We start from the raw sequence: 20,614 nt of genomic DNA, 5'->3' as shown, positions 1-20,614 counted from the left end.
GATGCCGAAGAAGCGATTCGCGATATGCTTGCGGGTAATGCTTTTGGCGATGCGGGAAGTCGTGTTGTTATTGAAGAGTTTTTAGACGGTGAAGAAGCGTCTTTCATCGTAATGGTTGATGGTAAAAACGTATTACCATTTGCAACCAGCCAAGATCATAAACGCGCTTACAATGGCGATGCGGGTCCTAACACGGGTGGCATGGGTGCATACTCACCTGCGCCAGTTGTTACTGATGAAATCCACCAGCGTATTATGAACGAAGTGATCTACCCTACGGTAGAAGGCATGGCAAGCGAAGGCCATCCGTACACCGGCTTTTTATATGCAGGTTTAATGATTGACGAAACAGGTACCCCTAAAGTAATTGAGTACAATTGTCGCTTTGGCGACCCTGAAACTCAACCAATGATGCTACGTTTGCAATCAGATTTGGTTGAATTGATTGAAGCTGCTAACCGTGTAGAACTTGATAAAACAACAATTGAGTTTGACCCACGCGCAGCCGTTGGTGTTGTACTTGCCGCTAAAGGCTACCCTGGTGATTACCCTAAAGGTGACGCTATTTCGGGGCTAAAAGTGGATTACCCTGCAGGTGAAAAAGTGTTCCATGCGGGTACTAAACAAAGTGGCAATGAGGTTGTAACCGCAGGCGGTCGCGTATTATGCGCAACAGCACTTGGTAACACTGTTACGCAAGCGCAGCAACGCGCCTATGAGCTTGTTAAACAAATTAGCTGGGATGGTATGGAATATCGTACAGATATAGCTCACCGTGCTATTGCACGCGAGCAATAGCCTATAATACCTATTCATTGGTATAACCAATTAATTTAACTAAAAAAGCGCAGTTTCCCTGCGCTTTTTTAGTGCTACACTAATTAAAAGGTTTTTTAAAAGTAAATTAACGTTGGAACTAAGAACTTTACGTTACCATGCAATTGCTGTTGCCATACTGATTTTTATATTTTTTATAATCAGTACATTGGCATCAAACTTAGTCGTGCCTACACGATATACAATTGATAAAACGGCTCCAATGTACCTCGATTACGCCTACTATATTGACGAAACCAAAACTAAAACATTCGATACCATCATTAACCAACCTGAATTACTTACTCATCAACCATTTTCAGATGTTCCATGGAGCTTTAGCCAACAAAATTATTGGTTGTTTCTTGATTTAGAAAATAAAAGCCTTAACAAGCAAAATGTTGTAGCACATTTTGACAACCCTATGGTCGATCACCTTACGGTTTATCGCCTCGATAAAAATAACAAACTAGTTGAAACATACAAACTCGGCGATAAAGAAGAAGCCCTCTCTTTATTTGAATACAGCGTGCCGCATATTCGCTTTTTAGTAGAAAGAAAATCATCACAACGCCTAGTAATAAAAATAGACACAATAGGCATAAGTAAAACACCTGTAAACTTGTATCGTGATAAAGAGTTTATTGACTTAGTGCGCTCTCAAACTGGGATCTGGGGTATTTTTGTAGGCGTGCTATTGATGGCTGCGCTTTACAACTTGGTGCTTTATTTTGGTATAAAAGACCGTGTTTATTTAATTTATATTGGCTACATCGTCAGCGCTATTACACTAATGGGTGCAGTACTGGGCTTTGGTTTTTATTTATGGCCTAAGCAATGGCAGCTCTTTATTCACGAACAAATTGTGTTTAGTAATTATGGGGTCGCCTTTTTCACCCTTGCTTTTTGCACCATGTTTTTGCGCTATCATAAAGATAAATGTTGGCGTTACAAAATGAGTATAGCTCTACTTTGGCTTATGTTTACTCTTGCTGTATGTAGCTTGTTTATTCCTGAAAATATAGCGGCTCCTATATTTTTTGGTGTAATGGTACTGCTTTATATTACTTGTATTATTTTAATATATAACAAGTTACGCAGTGGTTTTAGGTGGGCTAAGTTTTATGTTTTATCATGGATACCGCTAATTTTTGGTGCGGCAATTCAACCTATGGAACTCACTGGTGTTTTACCGTATACCTTTGCAACCCGCCATGCCTTTTTAGTCGCTATTTTGTGCGAAGTTATTTTAATGGCGATGGCATTAGCTGACAGGGTAAGGTATCAGCGAGAACGTGCGCTTTACCATGCCACGCATACACAACAAACACGATTACTTAATAGCTCCAAGCTAAAACAAGCATTTATGGCACTACAGAGCCAAAATCGCTCAACAACGTTGTGTTTAATAAAAATACGTCACTTTAATTCACTCAATACGATTATTACCTCTTCTCAGGGCTACACACTTATAAAGCATATAGCCAAAGAGCTTGAATTAGAACTCAGCCATGAACGTGAATTTACAAACCTCGAAACAGATTTAAACACCAGTCCTCGCTTAGCCGATTTAAGCAGTGGTGTATTTGCCTGTATTTCTACAAAAACACAAAACCAAGAAATGCTAGAAGCACTACTGACTAAAATAATTAGTAGCTTACCAAAACAATATGAAATTAAAGGGCTAAACCTGCAGCTTAGTTACAGTATAGGTATTAGTAGTGCAGGTAAAAGTAACGACTTTGAATATTGGTTAAAGCGTGGTTATTTAGCGCTTAAAAAAGCAAAAGGTAGCGTTAATCAAGTTGGGTCATCGTCAAACGGTAATAATCTGATAATGGACGTTGCTCTAGCCGCTAAGCTGCAACAAGCAATCAAAACAAATCAACTGGCGCTTTATTACCAACCTCAAATAAACTTATTAAGTAACCACGTAAGTGGTGCTGAAGCTTTATTACGTTGGCCCGACCCAACTTACAGCAACTTATCAATTGAAGAGCTAATAATACTTGCTGAACACACAGGTATTATTAACGAGCTAACACTGTGGGTAATAGAGCAAGCTTGTAAAGACATAATTGAGCTTACTAAAAATGGCTATAACGAGCACACAATTAGCGTAAATTTAAGTGCTAAAAACTTAACCATAAATAATTTAGCCGAAAAAGTAGAAAATATTTTAATTAAATACCAAGTGCCGGCACACTTACTTAAATTTGAACTAACCGAATCGGCCTTCGTAGATAGTCAAGATGCACTTATAAAGTTAGTTGATGAGTTAACCGCATTAGGTATTAAAGTGGTACTGGATGACTTTGGGACAGGCTACGCGTCACTTAGCTACTTAGTTAATTATCACTTTAGTGAGCTTAAAATAGATAAGTCATTTGTTTTTGATTTGCCTAACAACCCAACTCACCAAGTTATTGTACAAACAGCCATTGATATGGCGCATAACCTCAATTTATCAATAACAATTGAGGGGGTAGAAACCCAAGAAATCCATCACTTGCTCAAAGATATGAACGCTGATTCCGCCCAAGGTTATTTATACGCAAAAGCACTGCCTTACACCGACTATTTACACTTCTTAAAAAGCCAATATAGCTTAAAAATGTTAGACTCCTCTTTTTAACATCTTTAGGGGCCAAGTAAAGATGCAAGGCACACTGCGTAAACTAAAATCGAGCTTAACCGAACCAGTACAATATCACTTACCTGTAGGTGAACACTTAGTAGACTTAAATGCATTTATAGGTAAGGAGCTTACGCTTACCTTTAGTGGCACTATTTTATGTTCTAACTGCGGTAAAAAAACCAAAAAAAGCTATTCTCAAGGTCACTGTTTTGTATGTATGCGCAAGCTTGCTAGTTGCGATATGTGCATAATGAAACCAGAAACCTGCCACTACGATCAAGGCACTTGCCGAGAGCCGCAGTGGGGCGAAGAAAACTGCATGATCCCACACTATGTGTATCTCGCTAACACCTCAGGTTTAAAGGTAGGTATTACCCGCCACACACAAATACCGACTCGCTGGGTTGATCAAGGCGCCACTCAGGCATTACCTATTTTTAAAGTGCAAACTCGCCTGCAATCTGGTTTAGTAGAAGTTGCATTGGCTGAATTTATTGCCGACAAAACTAATTGGCGCAATATGCTAAAAGGTCAAAACGACGCAATTGACTTAAAAGCAGCGGCAGCCGAGCTGATCCCACAAATTAGTGAAAAGCTAAACGAGCTCAGTGAATTATTTGGCGCAACAGCAATAGAGCAACTTGATGAAGATGTGGTTGATTTAAACTTTCCAGTAACCGAATACCCAACAAAAATCAGCTCATTTAACTTTGATAAAGACCCTGTTGTAAGTGGTGTTTTACAAGGTATTAAAGGTCAGTACTTAATCTTTGAAAAAGGCGTTATTAATATACGTAAATTTACGTCTTATGAAGTAACCGTAGGCTAACGGGCCATGTTAAACAGCTACCCACAATTATTGGTTATTTATAATGAGCTTGAGATAGCCCATAACCAACAAGAGCAACAAGAGTGCTTGCACAGCGTTACGCAAAGTGAACTAAGCGATGTGCGAGTACTTAACAAGCAAGGTGACTACCTTAATTTACAAGGCACTGTTTGCCCTAAATTGAATGGCGAGCAACTAGCACAGCTTGTTACAGCTTACTTATTAAATGAAGGACAATGCTGCCTTGGTAAAATCAAAACCCTAAGTACTGCGCAGGCGTTTGATTTACTAGGGCTATAAACACTCTCTTTATTTAAACCTCAGTAAGCACTTTTATATGCGCTACAGCACTGCGACCTAAAGCTGATAGCGCATAGCCACCTTCTAAATACGAAATAACCCCTTTACAACCGCCCTCTTTAGCAACGCCACATAGTTGCTCGGTAAGCCAAGTATAGTCATCTTCAACAAATTTTAAGCTTGCCATATCATCTTCTAGGTGAGCATCGAACCCTGCGCTTATAAAAAGTAATTCAGGTTTAAACGCTTTTAATTTTGGTAGCCATTGCTGAGCAAACACCTCTTTTAAATCGTCGCCATTACTGGCAATTGGCAGAGGTGAATTAACTATATGGCTATTATTTTTAACCGCTGTATTTGGATAAAACGGATACTGAAATAACGAACAAAGCAGTACATTTTCGTCATCAATAAAAATATCTTGCGTGCCATTACCGTGGTGTACATCAAAATCCGCAATAGCAATGCGCTTAACCCCTTTGCTTTGTGCGTACTTAACAGCAATAGCTAAGTTATTAAACACACAAAACCCAGATGATGAGTTTTTATTAGCGTGATGCCCTGGCGGGCGTACTGAGCAAAAAGCAGCATCGAGTTTATCGGCAAGTATTTCATCAACCGCTAACAATCCTGCACCTACTGCCCGCTCAATCGCTTTAAACGAATCGGGGCACAGCCACGTATCGCCATCTAAATTAGCGAGCCCTTCTGTTGGTAGCGTATTTTCTACGTGTTTAAGTAAAGCTTCATCGTGAGCAAGTAGATAATGTTCACGCTCGGCCTTGGGTGCTTGTAGGTGTGTTAAGCCAACATCTACGCCGCTGGCAAGTAATCTATCGGTTATGGCATCTAGACGCTCTGGGCACTCGGGGTGGTCGCCTATCATTTTATGCTTACGGCAATGAGGATGAGAAATAACAGCGGTACGCATAAAAAGTCCCTTACAAGGTGTAAAAACTTAATATAGCAAAGCCACCGATGGGTGGCTTTGCGACTTTGGTTTATATCAATACTTTAAATATCAATATTAGCTATTTTGCTTTTAAATGTAGGTTTCTAAAGTCAAAGCTAAAGTCGGTCACTTGTGTTGATACCGCGCGCATTTTGGCACTGTTTACACGGTTTTGTGAGCTCATTTCAAAACGAATAAACGCATCTGCTTCTAGTAATTTTTCATCCCACTTAACAATAAATGTATTGCCAGTGTAATGCTCAAGAGTGCCTTTCAAGCGTTTAGTGTGGGTAAAATCAATGCGTAATTTACCATCTAACTGCTCAATAATTACATCGCCGTACCAGTCATCGTGCAATGTTCCGGTGTAATTAATATTTGGTAATTGTGGTTGGTAGTCAGCGGGGGCTTCTGGTTTTGCATTAGCATACGCTTGTTGCTTGCCTTCAAAATGACTTTTAGCTAAATCTTCTACCCAGTCTTTATCTTCAAGTTCAAGTGCATCTTCAAGCACTTCATGGGTTACAGCCGAAAGTGCACCAAAAGCTTGTTGATTAGATAAAATAACAATACCGAGGTTTTTCTCAGGCAATAAAGTAACTTGCGATACCATTCCCAAAATACCACCGCCGTGACCTAGCTTTTTAAAGCCGTGGTAGTCTTCAATACTCCAGCCTAACCCATAACCCCTAAACTGCTGGTGATACGATTCAAACGCACTTTTAGACGCCATAGATGTAATATGTGGGTGCCACATTTGCGCTTGTTGCTTTTCACTAAATAGCTGCTCGCCACTTGGCATTTTACCGCCTGCTAATTGCGTACGAAGCCATTGGCTCATGTCGCTTACACTTGATGCAATGGCGCCTGCGCCTCTAAAGTCCTCAAGATAGTTCACAAAAAATGGATGAAGCGTGCCATCCATAGGAATATGACCTGTCGCCCAGTTTTTATTACTTTTAGGAATACGTGAAAAGCCCGCGCGTGAGTTATCCATATGCAGCGGCTGTAATATATTTTTTTCGATGTAATCGTTCCAGCTCATCCCCGCCACACGTGCAACCACTTCACCAGCGGTAACAAACATCAAGTTGTTATAAGCGTACTTACTACGAAAACTGCTCGCTGGTTTTAAATACTGTAATCCCGCTAAAATTTCATCAACTGATTTATCGGTACTTGGCCAAATCATTAAATCGCCTTGCCCAAGCCCAAGCCCACTGCGATGACTTAATAAGTCACGAATACGCATTTCGCGTGTTACGTACGAATCGTACAATCTAAACTCGGGTAAATGATCAATTACGCGGTCATCCCAGCTTAATTTACCTTCATCAACCAACTTTGCCAGTGCCGCAGTAGTGAATGCTTTTGTGTTTGAAGCAATACCAAATAAAGTGTCTTTGTTTACTTTTTTGTTGGTATCGAGATTAGTTACACCAAAGCCTTTAGCAAATATTACTTTATCGTTTTCAACAATGGCAACTGCCATCCCGGGTACGTCAAAACGTGCCATTGACGCTTTAATTACATCGTCAACTTTGTTGGTATCAACTTGTGCCCAGCTGCTAAACGTAGTGCCTGCTAATAGTGCAATTGCGGCAAGTTTGGTTAATTTCATATCAATCCTATTTTATTATTTTTGATGAACTGCAAATTCAATTGCTGCGCGCTCTTGATTGGTGTCGCTTTTTTGTGCGCGATTTAATATGGCATCACTGTATTCTTTTGGTACGCCCGCTTCAAGTGAACCGCGATGAACGTGTTTTATGTACCAATCATATGGCAGTACATCGCTGTCATGGGTATTAGCTATATAACAATGTGCGGCTACAGTCTCACCCGTTAAAAGCGTCGGGGCTATATCTACACAATCGTAACCTACGCCCTCAATACCATCTAAAATAGCTTTTTCTTCTTCATTGAGCTCATAAATAACGCCGTAAACCAATGCATCTTCTTTATCGCTTGGACAAATACTGCATTTACCTGAGCCATCTTTAAATAGCATATCAAAAGTAAGCTCGTAGCCTTTAAGTACCGCAGTTCCTACACGCTTTACATTGGGCAAGCGCGCTAACAAACGATTAGATGACATATTAGAACCAAACGAGAAATTATATAGCGGCATTTTTATCTCCTGCGCTTTTTGAATAAGTTAAATAACAACACGTACTGCAAGTGCAATTAAAATAATGCCAATTCCACGGTCAAACCAATAACCGCGTTGTTGGAAAAAGCCCCTTACATTATCTCGAGAAAGCATCATTGAAAGCATTGAAAACCACGCCCAAGTAGCCAATGCCATATACACGCCGTAGCCGACCTGTATGCTAGTAGGTGTTGTTGGGCTAATCACGAGTGTAAATAACGACATAAAAAATAACGTGGCTTTTGGGTTTAATGCATTGGTGAAAAAGCCGCGCCTAAAAGCCACCCAAACGGGTTCCTCTTGAACGGTTTTGTTTTCAACATCTTTTACAGCCTCGCCTTCATTACTTGCAGGCGGTTTTGCAGCTCTAAGAGCTTGTACGCCTAAGTAAGCTAAATATGCACCAGCAAGGTACTTGAGCGCCATAAATAAACTAGGCGATTGCGTTAAAATAAGCGCAACACCTAAAACACAATAGGCAACGTGCAGTAAAATAGCAGCGCCAACACCTGCGCTTGTCCACAATGCATTGCGCCTTCCTTGTTGCACACTTTGCTTAAGTACTACGGCAAAGTCAGGCCCTGGGCTTGCTACTGCAAAAAAATGAGCAATAACAATCAGTAAAAATTCATCTAAGTATTCCACGCAGATCCTTGCTAGTTTGGCGAATAAGCTAATAACAGCGGGTTGGCCGAGTTATTTACCAATGCTTTAATTTCTTTTTGTGCTTTTTTAAACTGGCCACGTAAATGCGGCTTTAAGTGCTTTTTAGACACCGTATCGTTTTTAAAGTAACTAATTAGGGCATGCATAAATACCGTATGCGTTTCACTTAACTTAGCTTCACGGTTAGCGTATGGATTATAGCAAGAGCCACACCCGCCTTTAAACTGATACACCGTGTTGCTCATCATCACACCAAACCCTAAAAAACAAGCAAGTGCATCAGCAGCTTGTGGTAAATACTCCCTACCACCTGGCGGTAGCACCCCCACGTGATGTATAAGTATGGTGGCCAGAGTACCTGCATAACTTGCCACTAAATCTTGTGGCTGATTAATCTGGTTAGGATTAAAAGAAATATTAATCGTATGGCTTGGCGGCACAATTAAATGGCTGCCTTCGCCACGTATTTCATTGCTAAATTCAAAGTGTGGAAAAACTTGCGGTTGTAATTGCTGCGGTGCAACTAGTTGGATAGGCCATGCGTTCATACCCGCGTAATTAGTAACGCGGTTAAAAACATTACTCGCCATTTCTTCAATGCTCGATACCGAATCAGGGAAAAAAGTGGCCGTTGGCAGTATTATTTGAGTGTGCTTTGTAAAAAACTCAGCATCAAAGTTTTCTACAGCCCAAATAAATGTATCAATAAGCCATTGCTGTTCTTGCTGCTCTAATAATGGCTTTGATTTAAATAAAGCTAACATAGTGTGCTCTTTTAGGTTTTAGTTTAGGTGCTTACGTAGGTGCTAACTTAGTCTTTTTGTGTAAGCGCCCAGTCCCACGCTTGAGTATTGTATAGCGGCACAGTAGATAGCGCATGGTGGTGGCTTCCACTGGACTCTTTAGTTGAGTACGATAAGTACAATAAAGTACGATTTTCAGCATCGTAAATACGACGCACTTTTAGTGATTTAAATAATATACTTTTAGATGATTTGAATATCACCTCGCCCGATTTGCTGCGGTCTATTTTTTGTAGCTGCTGCGCTGTAATTGGCCCCGTTTGACGACACGCTATAGACATATCAGAGGGATCAGAAAAGTCCAAATTAGCCTCTATATGACTAATATGACAAGTAACGCCCTCAACAATAGGATCTTGCTGCGAATTCACCACAACATCTTTAGTTGTAAATAACCCAAGGCTTACCGAAGCAACATCGTCAGAGCAAGCACTTAACGTAACAATTGCACCTGCAAGTAAAGCTAAACGTTTAAATTTTTGTGGTAATTTCATACTTATCCTTAATCAATATATAGGTAACTTAGTAGATAAGTTACTAAGCGAAGGTTCACCTGTTTGTTTTTATACTAACATCAAAAATAAATACGACTAAATTAGTTTAAAGTAAAGATTTTAGATAGCTCAGGATTTAGTGACCCCTCTTGTATTTGGTACAATTACCTCTCGCTCATGCAGTAACTCATAATAGGAAACGCCTAAATGCCGCACATTATTATTGAACACTCAGAAGACCTCCCCGTTTTACCTCAAGTACTGGTAGAAAAAATTCATACAACCGCTTTCGAAAGTAACTTGTTTGAATTAGAAACCATAAAAACACGTGCTATTGCTTATCAGCAATATCAACTTGGCGCAGGAAAATCAGGGTTTATACATATCGCGGTACATATTTTGGCAGGGCGCTCAATTGAGCAAAAACAAATGTTAAGCGAACTGCTACTTTCATGTTTAAAAACATATTGCAGAGCATCAGACAGTCTAAGCGTAAATATTTACGATATTGAGCATGAGATATACCGTAAAAATTAGTTAACTCTTGTAGTTTTGAGCAATAAAAGTAAACACTAGTAAGTAAAAAGCCCCAATAGGGGCTTTTTTGTCTTCTGACATTAAATGCTGATCACTGTCACTTATAAAGCAAAGCATCTGATCTAACGCTGGAATTTAATAGTGCATTCGCACTATTCCAAATTTAAGAAAGCTTAGCTTAATCTATGGATTAACTTTATTTAGATTACGTTTATTCTTAGGGGTAACTAAAGAATAAAAATTACACAATATTAAATTAATGTAGCTTTAAATAATTTGGATAGATATTTACTTGGGAAATTAGTAAAAGTGGTGGCCCCTCCCAGACTCGAACTGGGGACCTAACGATTATGAGTCGTGTGCTCTAACCAACTGAGCTAAGGGGCCAACTTTATATAACTGCTAGGCAGTTAATTTTTGAAGCGTTCAGTCACAGAGCGACTAAAGCGGGTTGCAGTATAAAAACTTTTTAGGTGCTTGTCACTACCAAAAACCTTTATTTTAACAATCAACAAGCTAACTGCTTAAATAGTAATCTTTTAAGTGGCATAAACATAAAATGTAAGGTATTTACCGTGCTATTCACTGCATTAAATTATAAACAAAACCTATCCCATATAGTCTTTCATATTTAACCCTCTACTTTTTAAGCAAAGCTAACATATACGAGTAGGCATACAAGGCTGTAAAAAATATGCTTGGGGCTACTGCCAGTGCCAAATTAGGTGTCTGATTAACTACATTTACCATAATCACTAAGCTCGATTGGACAGTAATCGGAACAATAGGCGCAAAAAGTACGCCTGCTATTTTTTTATTACTTAAATACGAGGCGCTAGAGTTAATTGCATTATTAAAACTTTGTCGTATTGCTACGTTTTGTGGTGTTTTAGAATGAAACATACAAATAATTGGAGTTACGAACGCAAGCGTTACATAACTAAACTTATACTTGTTGACGACCCTTTCTAAAATAAAGGTAAAAAACAGCGTTACAAATCCACTATACAAACCTTGCACTAATGCAGCTTGAAGAGTGACCGATTTAGCAATGTCTGCCGCGCTATTTGCCCAGTAGGCCCAACTAAAATAAAAAACGAATGACACAACGCCTGACATTATAAGTCGAATATTCAATTAACTACCTCAATATGCCTAAAAACCTAGTTTAATGATAACACTAGAAGTGAAGGAAATATTGTCACTAAATAATAAGGTATTTGATTGTATATTGTAGATGTATAAACACACTAATGTTGAAGATTTCCTAAATGGCATCAAGTCAGAATCTGAGCGCGACTGTTAGCTGGAAAGCTTATTAGTAAACAATAAGTATAGTTTTAAAATAATATTGGGAGTGAGTTAAGGAAGTGAATTAATGGGTTAAAGAGCTTTAAAAATTGGATTTAACCTAAAAACCATCTAAAAACTAATATTGTGAGCCGATCGGTACTAAAGTATTTAGCTAGACCTCAGTAGTCGGCTTACACAATATATAATCTACATTATTTTTTCGCAATAATGTAGATTGCATGTATTAACCCTGGGAAATAACCTAGCAGTGTTAATAGAATATTTAACCAAAAATGCATACCTAAGCCAACTTGCAAAAACACACCTAATGGCGGTAATAAAACCGAAAGTATTATACGAATAATATCCATGATCAAACTCCATTTAAATTAAACATTGAAAAGACTTAAAGCCCAGCATTACTGGGCCTTAACTATACTGTATTATTCAGCAACAATAGCTAGTTTATCAACTACGTCGCGAACATCTTCAGCATTTTTAGCAATTTTAACTGCTAGTTGCTTTTCAGCTTCAGACTCTACAGAGCCATTCAGAGTTACCACACCGTTGTCGGTATCAACATCAATGTCTGTACCACCTACTTCTGAGTCAAACAGGAAGCGAGTTGTGATTACAGTGGTGATTTTAGCGTCCGTTAGGTCGTTATCATCATCGTCCATCATGTCGTTGCTTTTATCTTCGGTGTCCATGCTTTTAACAACTGTAAGGCTGTTATCAACATCAGTTACACCATCGAGGCTAAGTACAAGTTCTTCTGCAAGCTCTTTATCAAGTTCGCTATTAACTTTACCTGTAAGTACTACCTTGCCATTTTTTACATCAGTGTTAATGTCAAAGTTGTTTAGATTAGTGTTCATAAGTAGAACGGTTTCTGCCTTACCATCAATCCAAGCATCTTTACTTTCGTTTTCCCAGCTGTTTGCTTGGGCACCCATAGCCGTAGTACCAAGAACTAGAGCTGCGATAATAGATTTGTTAAATGTTTTCATAATCTTTCTCCTTTTGATTAAAGACACTTTAACTAATGCGAGCTTCAGGCCAACTTTATTTACCCTTTAAATTCAACGATTTGAATTAATTAAGAGATTAAACCTTATCTATGTTTGTGTAACTATTTACAGGCTACTCGGTAAAACTTTCTCAAATAGTGAAAATAGCTAGATAATTGCTCTTTTGGTTAATCTATCGTTAATATAACAAAACAAAAAACACCGTTAAATAATAACCAATTGATTATTAATGAAATTATATTTGGTACGCGGTTTGCAATCTAACTACAATAGCAGTATCAATAGTAAATATAAGAAGGAATAACTCATGTCTGTAAAAGTTGAAGACCGCCCAATAGAGCAAGTACGCGAACAAGTGATTGATCAATTAATTTATAATTACAGTCATGGTGTTATTTCTGTTGATGCATTTGAAAGACGTTTAGATAATGCGATGGATGCACCTAATAACGAAGCACTGCTAGCCTTAGTAGAAGACTTAACACTTAATACCGATCAGCAATATAAAGCAGAAAAACAATCGCAATTTACACCACATTATAGTGCACAGCAAAACAGTGATGATGATTTTACATTACGCAGTATTTTAGGATCTAACGAGCGAAGTGGTCAGTGGGTTGTACCAAAAAATATATATTTGAGTAACTTTATGGGATCGGTGGTGCTTGATTTTACCGATGCTATTTTTGCGCATCAAAATGTAACTATTCACGTTAACTGTATTTTTGGTAGCGATGAAATTTACGTACCAGAGCATGTCAATGTAGTGTCTAAAATGTTTTGTATTTTAAGTAGCCTTGAAAATAAATCTGTGTCGCTCAACAAACGCCAAGGCCCTACAATTCATATTGAAGGAAAGGCAGTAATGGGCTCGGTTGAAGTGAAAATAAAGCGCACAATTAAAGAAAAATTTATGAGCTTTGCAAATGAGCTAAAAACCCAGTTTGGCACGGGTAATAATAACCGCTCACTATAATTGAGTAGCAGCACTTTAGCGTGCTGCTTAGTATTTTATTATAAATCGTTATTTCGCTCGCTTGGTATATCACTTAAATACTCTACAAACTCAACTTCAAACCCTGCAGGATCAATAAAGTAGACATTCTTTCTGAAAGGATTCTCGCTACCTTGCTTGCTTAGAGTAAAACCCGCTTTATTTAAGCGCATTACTACTGCGCTTAAATTATTAGTTACATAAGCAAAGTGTGCAAAACCAATTTGATGGCCCGATAAGTTTCTGTTTTCACCTTCACCATGACTGCTTATCGCAATGTAATGCGTGTCATCTCCAAAGTGTACCCAGCGTCTTGGTTTTCCATGCCAATCGCCTCTGCCCTCACTTCTAATCGACCAATGTGGAAATACAGCGCGATAAAATGTAAGCATACTATCTATATCACTCGCGACTAAGTTTACGTGCTCTAAATACATAATGTTATCCTATCAGTTAAGTTAGGAGCACGATAAAACCTCAAGTTAACTTTAGGTAAAGTGTTATTTAAATTTAATTTATTTAAATGCAGATAATTATTTTTTAAAAATATATAAACTTTTCAATCTTGTATAAAAAACAAACACAAGTATTTGGGGTTTATTGTTTACTTTATGGCAAAAGTCGCTAAAATACGCCGGCTGAAATATATAAACGTTCTTTTACAACCCAAAGGTAATACCATGCATCCAATGTTAAACATTGCGGTTCGCGCTGCGCGCAACGCAGGCAAAATTTTACTTCGCGCAAGTGAAGATTTATCAAAAGTTGAAGTGCAACAAAAAGGCGCTAACGACTTAGTAACTAACATTGATAAAGAAGCCGAAGCCGTAATTCGTGACACTATTTTACAGTCTTACCCTACTCACTCAATTGTTGGTGAAGAACTAGGTGAGCATAAAGGCAAGGATGATGATTACCAATGGATTGTAGATCCTATCGATGGAACAACTAACTTCATCAAAGGTATCCCTCATTACGCGGTTTCTATCGCACTTAAAGTTAAAGGTCGTTTAGACCAAGCTGTTATTTATGATCCAATTCGTGGTGAGCTTTTCACTGCATCTCGCGGTCAAGGCACTCAGTTAAACAGTAAACGTCTACGCGTTAGCAAAACTACGGTTCTTGCAGGCACTGTACTTGCTACTGGTTTCCCGTTCAAAAACAAAAACCACATGGATGCATACACTGAAGCGTTTAAAGCATTATTTGTACACACTGCTGATATTCGCCGTGCAGGTTGTTCTGCTTTAGATATGGCATACGTTGCAGCTGGCCGTGTTGATGGATTTTTTGAAATTGGTTTAAAACCTTGGAACTCTGCTGCAGGCGAACTTATGGTTAAAGAAGCGGGCGGTATGGTTGTAGATTTCGCCGGTGGTAATAACTATAACCACAGCGGCAATATTATCTGTGGTTCACCAAAACTGACTCAAGCAATTATTCGCGAAATTCGTCCAGTATTAACTGAGTCGTTACTTCGCTAATTAAATGCTATGAATAGCATACTAAAAAGGAGCCTAGGCTCCTTTTTTTGTGCCTAAAAATAAGGGTTATCGAGTTTAATCTCTATCGTTTTACCTTTTGTATAAGGTAGTGTATTTAAATCCTTTGCGAAGTATTCATTAAATAATGCATCAAACTCGCCGTTTGTCTGCATTAATATTAAGCCCTCCTCTACAGCCTTTGCCAATTCGGGTTTACTCTTAGTCACAAAATAATAAATACCCGTTGGGTAGCTTATATATAAATTAGGCACAACGACTAAGTTACTTTGTTTGTTTTCAATAAGCTCAGAATTAACCTCAATAAACGAGCGAGGAAAGTAATCTATCCGCCCACGGCTCGTTAAAGTGAACATGGCTTGGTAATTGGTAAGCGGCCTTACACGTAAGCCGTTATAGGACATTATTCTTGTATCTGGCCAGTTGTGACCCTGCACTGCTGAAAACTCTCCTAGCTGCTCTAGGATTTTTACGTCTTTAAAGCGTGCTACGTTTTGTTTATTAGTGAGTAAAGCCCGCTTTCCTATGTAACCTTTAAATAGTGGTATTTTAATAGCTAAAGCAAGTGCCTCTCGCTCTGGACTACTCATACTCCAATACATATCTAGTTCGTTATCATTTAGGTTTATGAGCTTACGTTTTTGCTGATCTGGTATGGGAGTCATCCTAATAACTCCAGGATAGTTAACACTCTCAAGTGCACGTACCAGTAGCTCACTTGAGTACTCTTCTCGTGCGTTTTGAGTATCTTGCTTTTGGGCTACATTAATTATTTGCTCTTGCGCCATAAGTGCAAAACTTGCAAGCAGACCAAGTACACTGGTCGAGATTTTTATTGGCAACATAATAATTACCTATTTTTATTTAAATTACCTGCTTATTGCTTGCTAGGCGCACCACTGCGGGAGCAGGCCCTTTACGTTTGCAAATAAACAAATAACTATGGCGATAACGTTTGGCTTCTTTTTTAGCATCAGTTGCGAGTGCTGCAACTTGGTGACTGTTTTTACATTGTTGTAAATCAGGCTCAACTAAGCCAATTGATAACGTTAGTAGAGGCACAAATTGCTTTTCTCCTTCACGATTTGTGGCCCAATACCCTTCGCTCTTTATGTGCTCAGGTGTAAAAAATATACGAGACTGGAGTTGAAATTGCTCAATAATGATATTACATATATCAACCGCGTTGTGCTGATCAAACACTACCATAAAGTCATCGCCACCTATATGTCCTACAAAGTTAGCACTATTTTTACACGCTTGCACTGTTACATCAGCTAATAGTTTAATTACACTGTCGCCGCTAGCGTAGCCGTATAAGTCATTAAATTGCTTAAAATGATTTAAGTCTATATATGCGAGTGAAAACGGATTACTACCTTTTAATCGCTGCTCTATAGCTTCATTAATTGCCACATTACCAGGGAGCATAGTCAGTGGATTAGCGTGTTGTGCATGGCGTATTTTTTCTTCGGTTATGTGTTTTAAAATATCGCGAAGCGGCGCTAACCCTAAATAAGCGTTTTCTCTGGTTATCACTATATGGCGGCGTATATCAAAGTCCTGCTCAGTTATTTGCTTACTTACGGTATCGAGTAATTGGTTTTCGTCAACGACTAAGGGCTGCTTATCCATCAGTGCAGTAACGGGGCGTTTATCGTAAAGAGCATGCCCATAGGGCGCTGCAAAAACTTCTGTTAATTGATCTCTGTGAAGTAACCCTACTGGCTGGTTTTCAGTATTTAACACTGCAATGCTTATGAGTGATTTATCTTGCTCAAAGAGCTTATGCGCATCTTTACAGCGAGTGTCGCTGCTTATTGCAAGTTGCGTAATCGATAAGCGACCTATAGCCATAGATTGATCAAACAATGTGTTTGATTGCGTAAATGAAAGAGCTTTTAGTTGCTCTGAGCTGAAATCTTCACTTGGCTTTATGCTTGGCTTTTCGAGTAAAAACCCTTGTACATTACTAATGCCTAAGTTTTCTACAAATGTAAGCTCTTCTGGACGCTCGATGCCTTCAGCAATAACCTGAGTATTAGTAGCTCTGGCCAAAATAGTAATAGATTTCAAAAACTCTTTTTTAACTTCGCTTTCATCACAATGATCAATAAAATAGCGGTCAATTTTTACAAAATCAGGGCATAGTTCAGACCATTGCTTTAACCCTGAATACCCAGCGCCTAAATCATCTATTGCTATAGTAAAACCGAGCTCTCGGTAATGGGCTATCGTTTTTAATAACAAGAAGCCATCATCTACTTTTTCTTGCTCAGTAACCTCTATAACTACACGGTTAGCAGCTAAGCCAAATTGCTCTATTAGGTGCAATGTTTCCCCTTTAGGGTGGCAAGGGTCTAGTAGTGTTTTAGGGCTTACATTTAAAAATAATTTACCTTGTAGGTTAAGCCTTACAAAGTTTTCAATCGCTTTAGAGCGACATAGTAATTCAAGCTCCGAAATTAAACATTCCTCATGGGCAACTTTAAATAACGTATTAGGCATTTCTAACGGGCTATTTTTAGGTCCTCGACTAAGTGCTTCGTAACCTAAAATAACTTGATTACTAATATCAAAAATAGGCTGAAACAGCGTTGTTATTTCACCGCTTTTTAAAATGTACTCTAATACTTTGCGCTGAATCGTCACGTATTTGCCTTACAACTATTTTGATTGGAGCAATAAAGTACCAAGTGTGTATGACATTTTTATTGCGCAAAAAAATGCGCTCATAAAAAAACCGCTCATAAGAGCGGTTTTTATTAAGTACAAACCTAGTTACGGCATAGCGTCTTGGTCTGCGCCTTCTTTTTCAATTACTTCAGGTATTAAATCTTCTTTGCTTACGCCCATTGCTATAGCAACAGAGCTTGCAACATAAATCGAAGAATAAGTACCAATAAACACACCAAACAGTAATGCAGTTGCAAAACCATGAATGGTTTGTCCGCCCCATGCAAACAAGGCAATCAATACTAAAATAGTCGTGATTGATGTTACAAGTGTACGGTTAAGTGTTTGCGTAAGTGAAATATCAATAATTTCTATCGTATCGTCAATGCGTACCTTACGGAAGTTTTCACGTATACGGTCTGATACAACAATCGTATCATTGAGTGAATAACCAATTACCGCAAGAATTGCCGCTAATATAGTTAAATCAAACTCTAAACCTAATACCGAAAATAAACCCACAGTAATGATAACATCGTGTAGTAGTGCACCTACCGCACCTACTGCAAAGCGCCATTCAAAACGAAACGCAACGTAGATTAAGATACAAATAAGCGCAGTTAACATGGCAAGGCCACCCTGCTCTTTTAAGTCTTCACCTACACTTGGGCCTACAAATTCAATACGGCGCATTACTACGCTGTCGTCTGCTTTTTTAAGTGCATCGATTACTTGGTTACCAATTACTTCAGCTTTTACATCGCTACCGCGTGGTGCTAAGCGAACTAAAATTTCTTGGCTTGAACCAAATAGCTGCACTGATGCATCAGCAAAACCATTATCAGCTAGTGCATCACGTACTTTTTTAAGGTCAGCCGGTTGTGAAAAACCCACTTCTACCGCAGTACCGCCGGTAAAATCTAAACCAAAGTTTAGGCCTTTGATAAAAATTGATGCAAACGACGCTAAAATTAGTAACGTCGAGAAACCCATAGCCACTTTTCGAAGAGACATGAAACGAAGGGTTCTACTACCCAAACTTAAAATTTGCATGTCTGCTCCTTAAATCGAAAGTTTATCAATGCGTTTACCACCAACAAATAAGTTGATTACCGCACGGGTACCAACGATGGCTGTAAACATTGAAGTTAAAATACCAATCGCAAGTGTCACTGCAAAGCCCGCAATCGGACCAGTGCCCACTGCAAACAGTATAATGGCAGCAATTAGTGTCGTGATGTTGGCATCAAATATAGTGCTAAATGCGCTATCGTAACCAAAATGAATCGCTTGTTGAGGGCTACGGCCATCGGCCAGCTCTTCACGAATACGTTCAAAAATAAGTACGTTAGCATCAACCGCCATACCTACCGTTAATACAATACCGGCAATACCTGGTAGCGTAAGTGTAGCGCCCGGAATTAAAGACATAACACCTACAATTAGTACTAAGTTAGCCGCAAGCGCAAGGTTTGCAACCATACCAAAACCTTTGTAGTACACAAGCATAAACACAAGTACAAACGCAAAGCCAAGTGCAACCGCAGTCATACCCGCTTCAATATTTTCTTGTCCTAAGCTTGGACCTACTGTGCGCTCTTCAACAATTTGAATTGGCGCTACAAGTGCACCAGCACGAAGTAGTAAGCTTAAGTTATGTGCTTCTGCTGGGTTATCAATGCCGGTAATACGGAACGAGCGATCAAGACGGGCTTGAATCGTTGCTACGTTAATAACTTCTTCAACCTTAATAGGCGGAAGCGCTTTACCGTCTGCATCTTTTTTACCTGATGGCTTGTACTCAATAAATACCGTTGCCATACGCTTACCAATAGCACGCTTGGTAAAGGCATTCATTTTTGCCCCACCTTTGCTATCTAACGTAATACTTACTTGCGGACGTTGGTATTCATCAGCGCCAGATTGCGCGCCCGTAATATGGCTGCCCTCTAAAATAATACGCTTTTTAAGTACAACAGGGTAACCGTCGCGGCTCATGATCATTTCAGTACCCGCAGGGATACGACCTTGAGCAGCAGCGCTAATATCAGCGTTTTCGTCTACTTCACGAAATTCAAGTGTTGCTGTTGCGCCTAAAATTTCTTTAGCGCGTGCTGTGTCTTGAATACCAGGTAGTTGAACAATAATACGCTCAGCGCCTTGGCGTTGTACGTTAGGTTCTGCAACACCAATTTGGTTGATACGGTTACGAATAATCGTTTCATTTTGCTTGATAGCGTAGTCACGAATTTCTTTGAGTTTTTGCTCACTCATTGTCGCAAAAAATGCTTTATCGTTACTGCTGTCATCAATGTAGACATTTAGCGGGTAGCGAGTTTCTAAGAAGCTCTCTGCTGCATTTTTGTCTTCTTCAGTACGCATTTCTACACGCATACGATCGGAGCCTGCTACGCGGCGAACACTACGATAACGTAGTTTTTCTTCGCGCAGGTCACTGCGAAAATCTTGTTCCATTTGCTCAAGCTGGTTATCAACCGCTGTTGCCATGTCGATTTCCATGGTGAAATGTACGCCACCACTTAAATCAAGACCTAGCTTCATAGGGTTACCACCAACCGCTTTTAACCAAGCTGGTTGAGCAGGTGCCATATTAATAGCAGAAATGTAATCATCGCTCAGCGAATCACGTAGTAAGTCATGCGCTTTAAGTTGCTCTTCAACATTTTTTAAACGAACTAAAATTTGTCCATCTTCAAGTATTGTCGATTTAGCGGTTACATTATTTGTTTTAAGGATTGCGTTTACTTTGTCTACAACACTGAGATCGACATCAGCGCCTTTAGCACCTGAAACTTGTATGGCCGGATCACGACCATACAAGTTTGGAGAGGCATATAAAAGGCCAATGGCTACCACAGCTAAAACAAGTAAATACTTCCAAACTGGAAACTTGTTTAACACGGGGTCGTC

21 protein-coding genes and 1 tRNA gene are annotated in these 20,614 nt (G+C 39.2%); 7 read left to right on the top strand and 15 right to left on the bottom strand.

What is annotated here, in order from left to right; all coding sequences use genetic code 11:
• From purD to L652_RS0114205, 4 genes are all read left to right on the top strand, one after another.
• Positions 1-798, top strand: a 798-nt coding sequence (gene purD / locus L652_RS0114220; protein WP_024603515.1) for a phosphoribosylamine--glycine ligase, incomplete at its 5' end; no start/stop codon positions are given.
• A 112-nt stretch (positions 799-910) separates the two neighbouring features.
• Entirely contained in the window at positions 911-3,451 is a 2,541-nt protein-coding gene (locus tag L652_RS0114215; RefSeq protein ID WP_024597549.1) for an EAL domain-containing protein, read from the top strand.
• Between the two features lie 22 nt (positions 3,452-3,473).
• Complete coding sequence (locus L652_RS0114210; RefSeq protein ID WP_024597548.1) at positions 3,474-4,283, top strand: DUF2797 domain-containing protein; 810 nt, start codon at positions 3,474-3,476, stop codon at positions 4,281-4,283.
• Between the two features lie 6 nt (positions 4,284-4,289).
• Positions 4,290-4,583: a hypothetical protein gene (locus L652_RS0114205; protein WP_002957811.1), complete on the top strand. Its 294-nt coding sequence runs from the start codon at positions 4,290-4,292 to the stop codon at positions 4,581-4,583.
• 13 nt (positions 4,584-4,596) lie between these two features.
• Here the strand turns inward: L652_RS0114205 and L652_RS0114200 are convergent, their stop codons facing one another.
• From L652_RS0114200 to L652_RS0114175, 6 genes are all read right to left on the bottom strand, one after another.
• Entirely contained in the window at positions 4,597-5,514 is a 918-nt protein-coding gene (locus L652_RS0114200) for a histone deacetylase family protein (protein WP_024597547.1), read from the bottom strand.
• A gap of 100 nt (positions 5,515-5,614) precedes the next feature.
• Positions 5,615-7,156, bottom strand: coding sequence for a serine hydrolase (locus L652_RS0114195; RefSeq protein ID WP_024597546.1), 1,542 nt, complete (start codon positions 7,154-7,156; stop codon positions 5,615-5,617).
• Between the two features lie 15 nt (positions 7,157-7,171).
• Entirely contained in the window at positions 7,172-7,666 is a 495-nt protein-coding gene (locus L652_RS0114190; RefSeq protein WP_024597545.1) for a gamma-glutamylcyclotransferase family protein, read from the bottom strand.
• Positions 7,667-7,693: 27 nt separating this feature from the next.
• The gene (locus L652_RS0114185; RefSeq protein WP_024597544.1) at positions 7,694-8,332 is read right to left on the bottom strand and encodes a LysE family transporter; all 639 of its coding nucleotides are present in this window, start codon (positions 8,330-8,332) and stop codon (positions 7,694-7,696) included.
• An 11-nt stretch (positions 8,333-8,343) separates the two neighbouring features.
• The gene (locus L652_RS0114180) at positions 8,344-9,117 is read right to left on the bottom strand and encodes a hypothetical protein (protein ID WP_024597543.1); all 774 of its coding nucleotides are present in this window, start codon (positions 9,115-9,117) and stop codon (positions 8,344-8,346) included.
• A 47-nt stretch (positions 9,118-9,164) separates the two neighbouring features.
• On the bottom strand, positions 9,165-9,650 hold the full coding sequence (locus L652_RS0114175; RefSeq protein WP_002957817.1) for a CreA family protein: 486 nt from the start codon (positions 9,648-9,650) through the stop codon (positions 9,165-9,167).
• Positions 9,651-9,857: 207 nt separating this feature from the next.
• Between L652_RS0114175 and L652_RS0114170 the strand changes: the two genes are divergently transcribed.
• Complete coding sequence (locus L652_RS0114170; RefSeq protein ID WP_002957818.1) at positions 9,858-10,187, top strand: 5-carboxymethyl-2-hydroxymuconate Delta-isomerase; 330 nt, start codon at positions 9,858-9,860, stop codon at positions 10,185-10,187.
• 310 nt (positions 10,188-10,497) lie between these two features.
• Here the strand turns inward: L652_RS0114170 and L652_RS0114160 are convergent.
• The 4 genes from L652_RS0114160 to L652_RS0114145 all read right to left on the bottom strand — a co-directional run bounded on the left by L652_RS0114160 (position 10,498) and on the right by L652_RS0114145 (position 12,490).
• Positions 10,498-10,574 (bottom strand) — tRNA-Ile (locus L652_RS0114160).
• A 252-nt stretch (positions 10,575-10,826) separates the two neighbouring features.
• Positions 10,827-11,324: a hypothetical protein gene (locus L652_RS0114155; protein WP_024597542.1), complete on the bottom strand. Its 498-nt coding sequence runs from the start codon at positions 11,322-11,324 to the stop codon at positions 10,827-10,829.
• A 368-nt stretch (positions 11,325-11,692) separates the two neighbouring features.
• Positions 11,693-11,851, bottom strand: a complete 159-nt coding sequence (locus tag L652_RS1000000124580) for a YqaE/Pmp3 family membrane protein (protein WP_002957822.1) — start codon at positions 11,849-11,851, stop codon at positions 11,693-11,695.
• 72 nt (positions 11,852-11,923) lie between these two features.
• Positions 11,924-12,490, bottom strand: coding sequence for a BON domain-containing protein (locus L652_RS0114145; RefSeq protein WP_024597541.1), 567 nt, complete (start codon positions 12,488-12,490; stop codon positions 11,924-11,926).
• A 328-nt stretch (positions 12,491-12,818) separates the two neighbouring features.
• Here L652_RS0114145 and L652_RS0114140 point away from each other — a divergent pair, with 328 nt between their 5' ends.
• Positions 12,819-13,487, top strand: a complete 669-nt coding sequence (locus tag L652_RS0114140; RefSeq protein ID WP_024597540.1) for a LiaF domain-containing protein — start codon at positions 12,819-12,821, stop codon at positions 13,485-13,487.
• A gap of 38 nt (positions 13,488-13,525) precedes the next feature.
• Here the strand turns inward: L652_RS0114140 and L652_RS0114135 are convergent, their stop codons facing one another.
• Positions 13,526-13,942, bottom strand: a complete 417-nt coding sequence (locus tag L652_RS0114135) for a VOC family protein (RefSeq protein WP_002957825.1) — start codon at positions 13,940-13,942, stop codon at positions 13,526-13,528.
• 243 nt (positions 13,943-14,185) lie between these two features.
• Between L652_RS0114135 and suhB the strand changes: the two genes are divergently transcribed.
• On the top strand, positions 14,186-14,989 hold the full coding sequence (suhB, locus tag L652_RS0114130; RefSeq protein ID WP_002957826.1) for an inositol-1-monophosphatase: 804 nt from the start codon (positions 14,186-14,188) through the stop codon (positions 14,987-14,989).
• A 53-nt stretch (positions 14,990-15,042) separates the two neighbouring features.
• Here the strand turns inward: suhB and L652_RS0114125 are convergent, their stop codons facing one another.
• The 4 genes from L652_RS0114125 to secD all read right to left on the bottom strand — a co-directional run bounded on the left by L652_RS0114125 (position 15,043) and on the right by secD (position 20,605).
• Positions 15,043-15,852, bottom strand: coding sequence for a transporter substrate-binding domain-containing protein (locus L652_RS0114125; RefSeq protein WP_024597539.1), 810 nt, complete (start codon positions 15,850-15,852; stop codon positions 15,043-15,045).
• 19 nt (positions 15,853-15,871) lie between these two features.
• On the bottom strand, positions 15,872-17,659 hold the full coding sequence (locus L652_RS0114120; protein WP_024597538.1) for a bifunctional diguanylate cyclase/phosphodiesterase: 1,788 nt from the start codon (positions 17,657-17,659) through the stop codon (positions 15,872-15,874).
• 129 nt (positions 17,660-17,788) lie between these two features.
• Positions 17,789-18,736 carry a protein translocase subunit SecF gene (gene secF / locus L652_RS0114115; RefSeq protein ID WP_002957828.1) on the bottom strand — a complete coding sequence of 316 codons (948 nt, stop codon included), beginning with the start codon at positions 18,734-18,736 and terminating at the stop codon, positions 17,789-17,791.
• A gap of 9 nt (positions 18,737-18,745) precedes the next feature.
• Complete coding sequence (secD, locus tag L652_RS0114110) at positions 18,746-20,605, bottom strand: protein translocase subunit SecD (protein ID WP_002957829.1); 1,860 nt, start codon at positions 20,603-20,605, stop codon at positions 18,746-18,748.
• Positions 20,606-20,614 lie beyond the last annotated feature (9 nt).

The sequence above is a fragment of the Pseudoalteromonas sp. TB25 genome (genome assembly GCF_000497995.1).
GTDB lineage: Bacteria > Pseudomonadota > Gammaproteobacteria > Enterobacterales > Alteromonadaceae > Pseudoalteromonas > Pseudoalteromonas distincta.
Note: the sequence above shows the minus strand (reverse complement) of the source record. Positions and strands in the feature narration are given on the sequence as shown.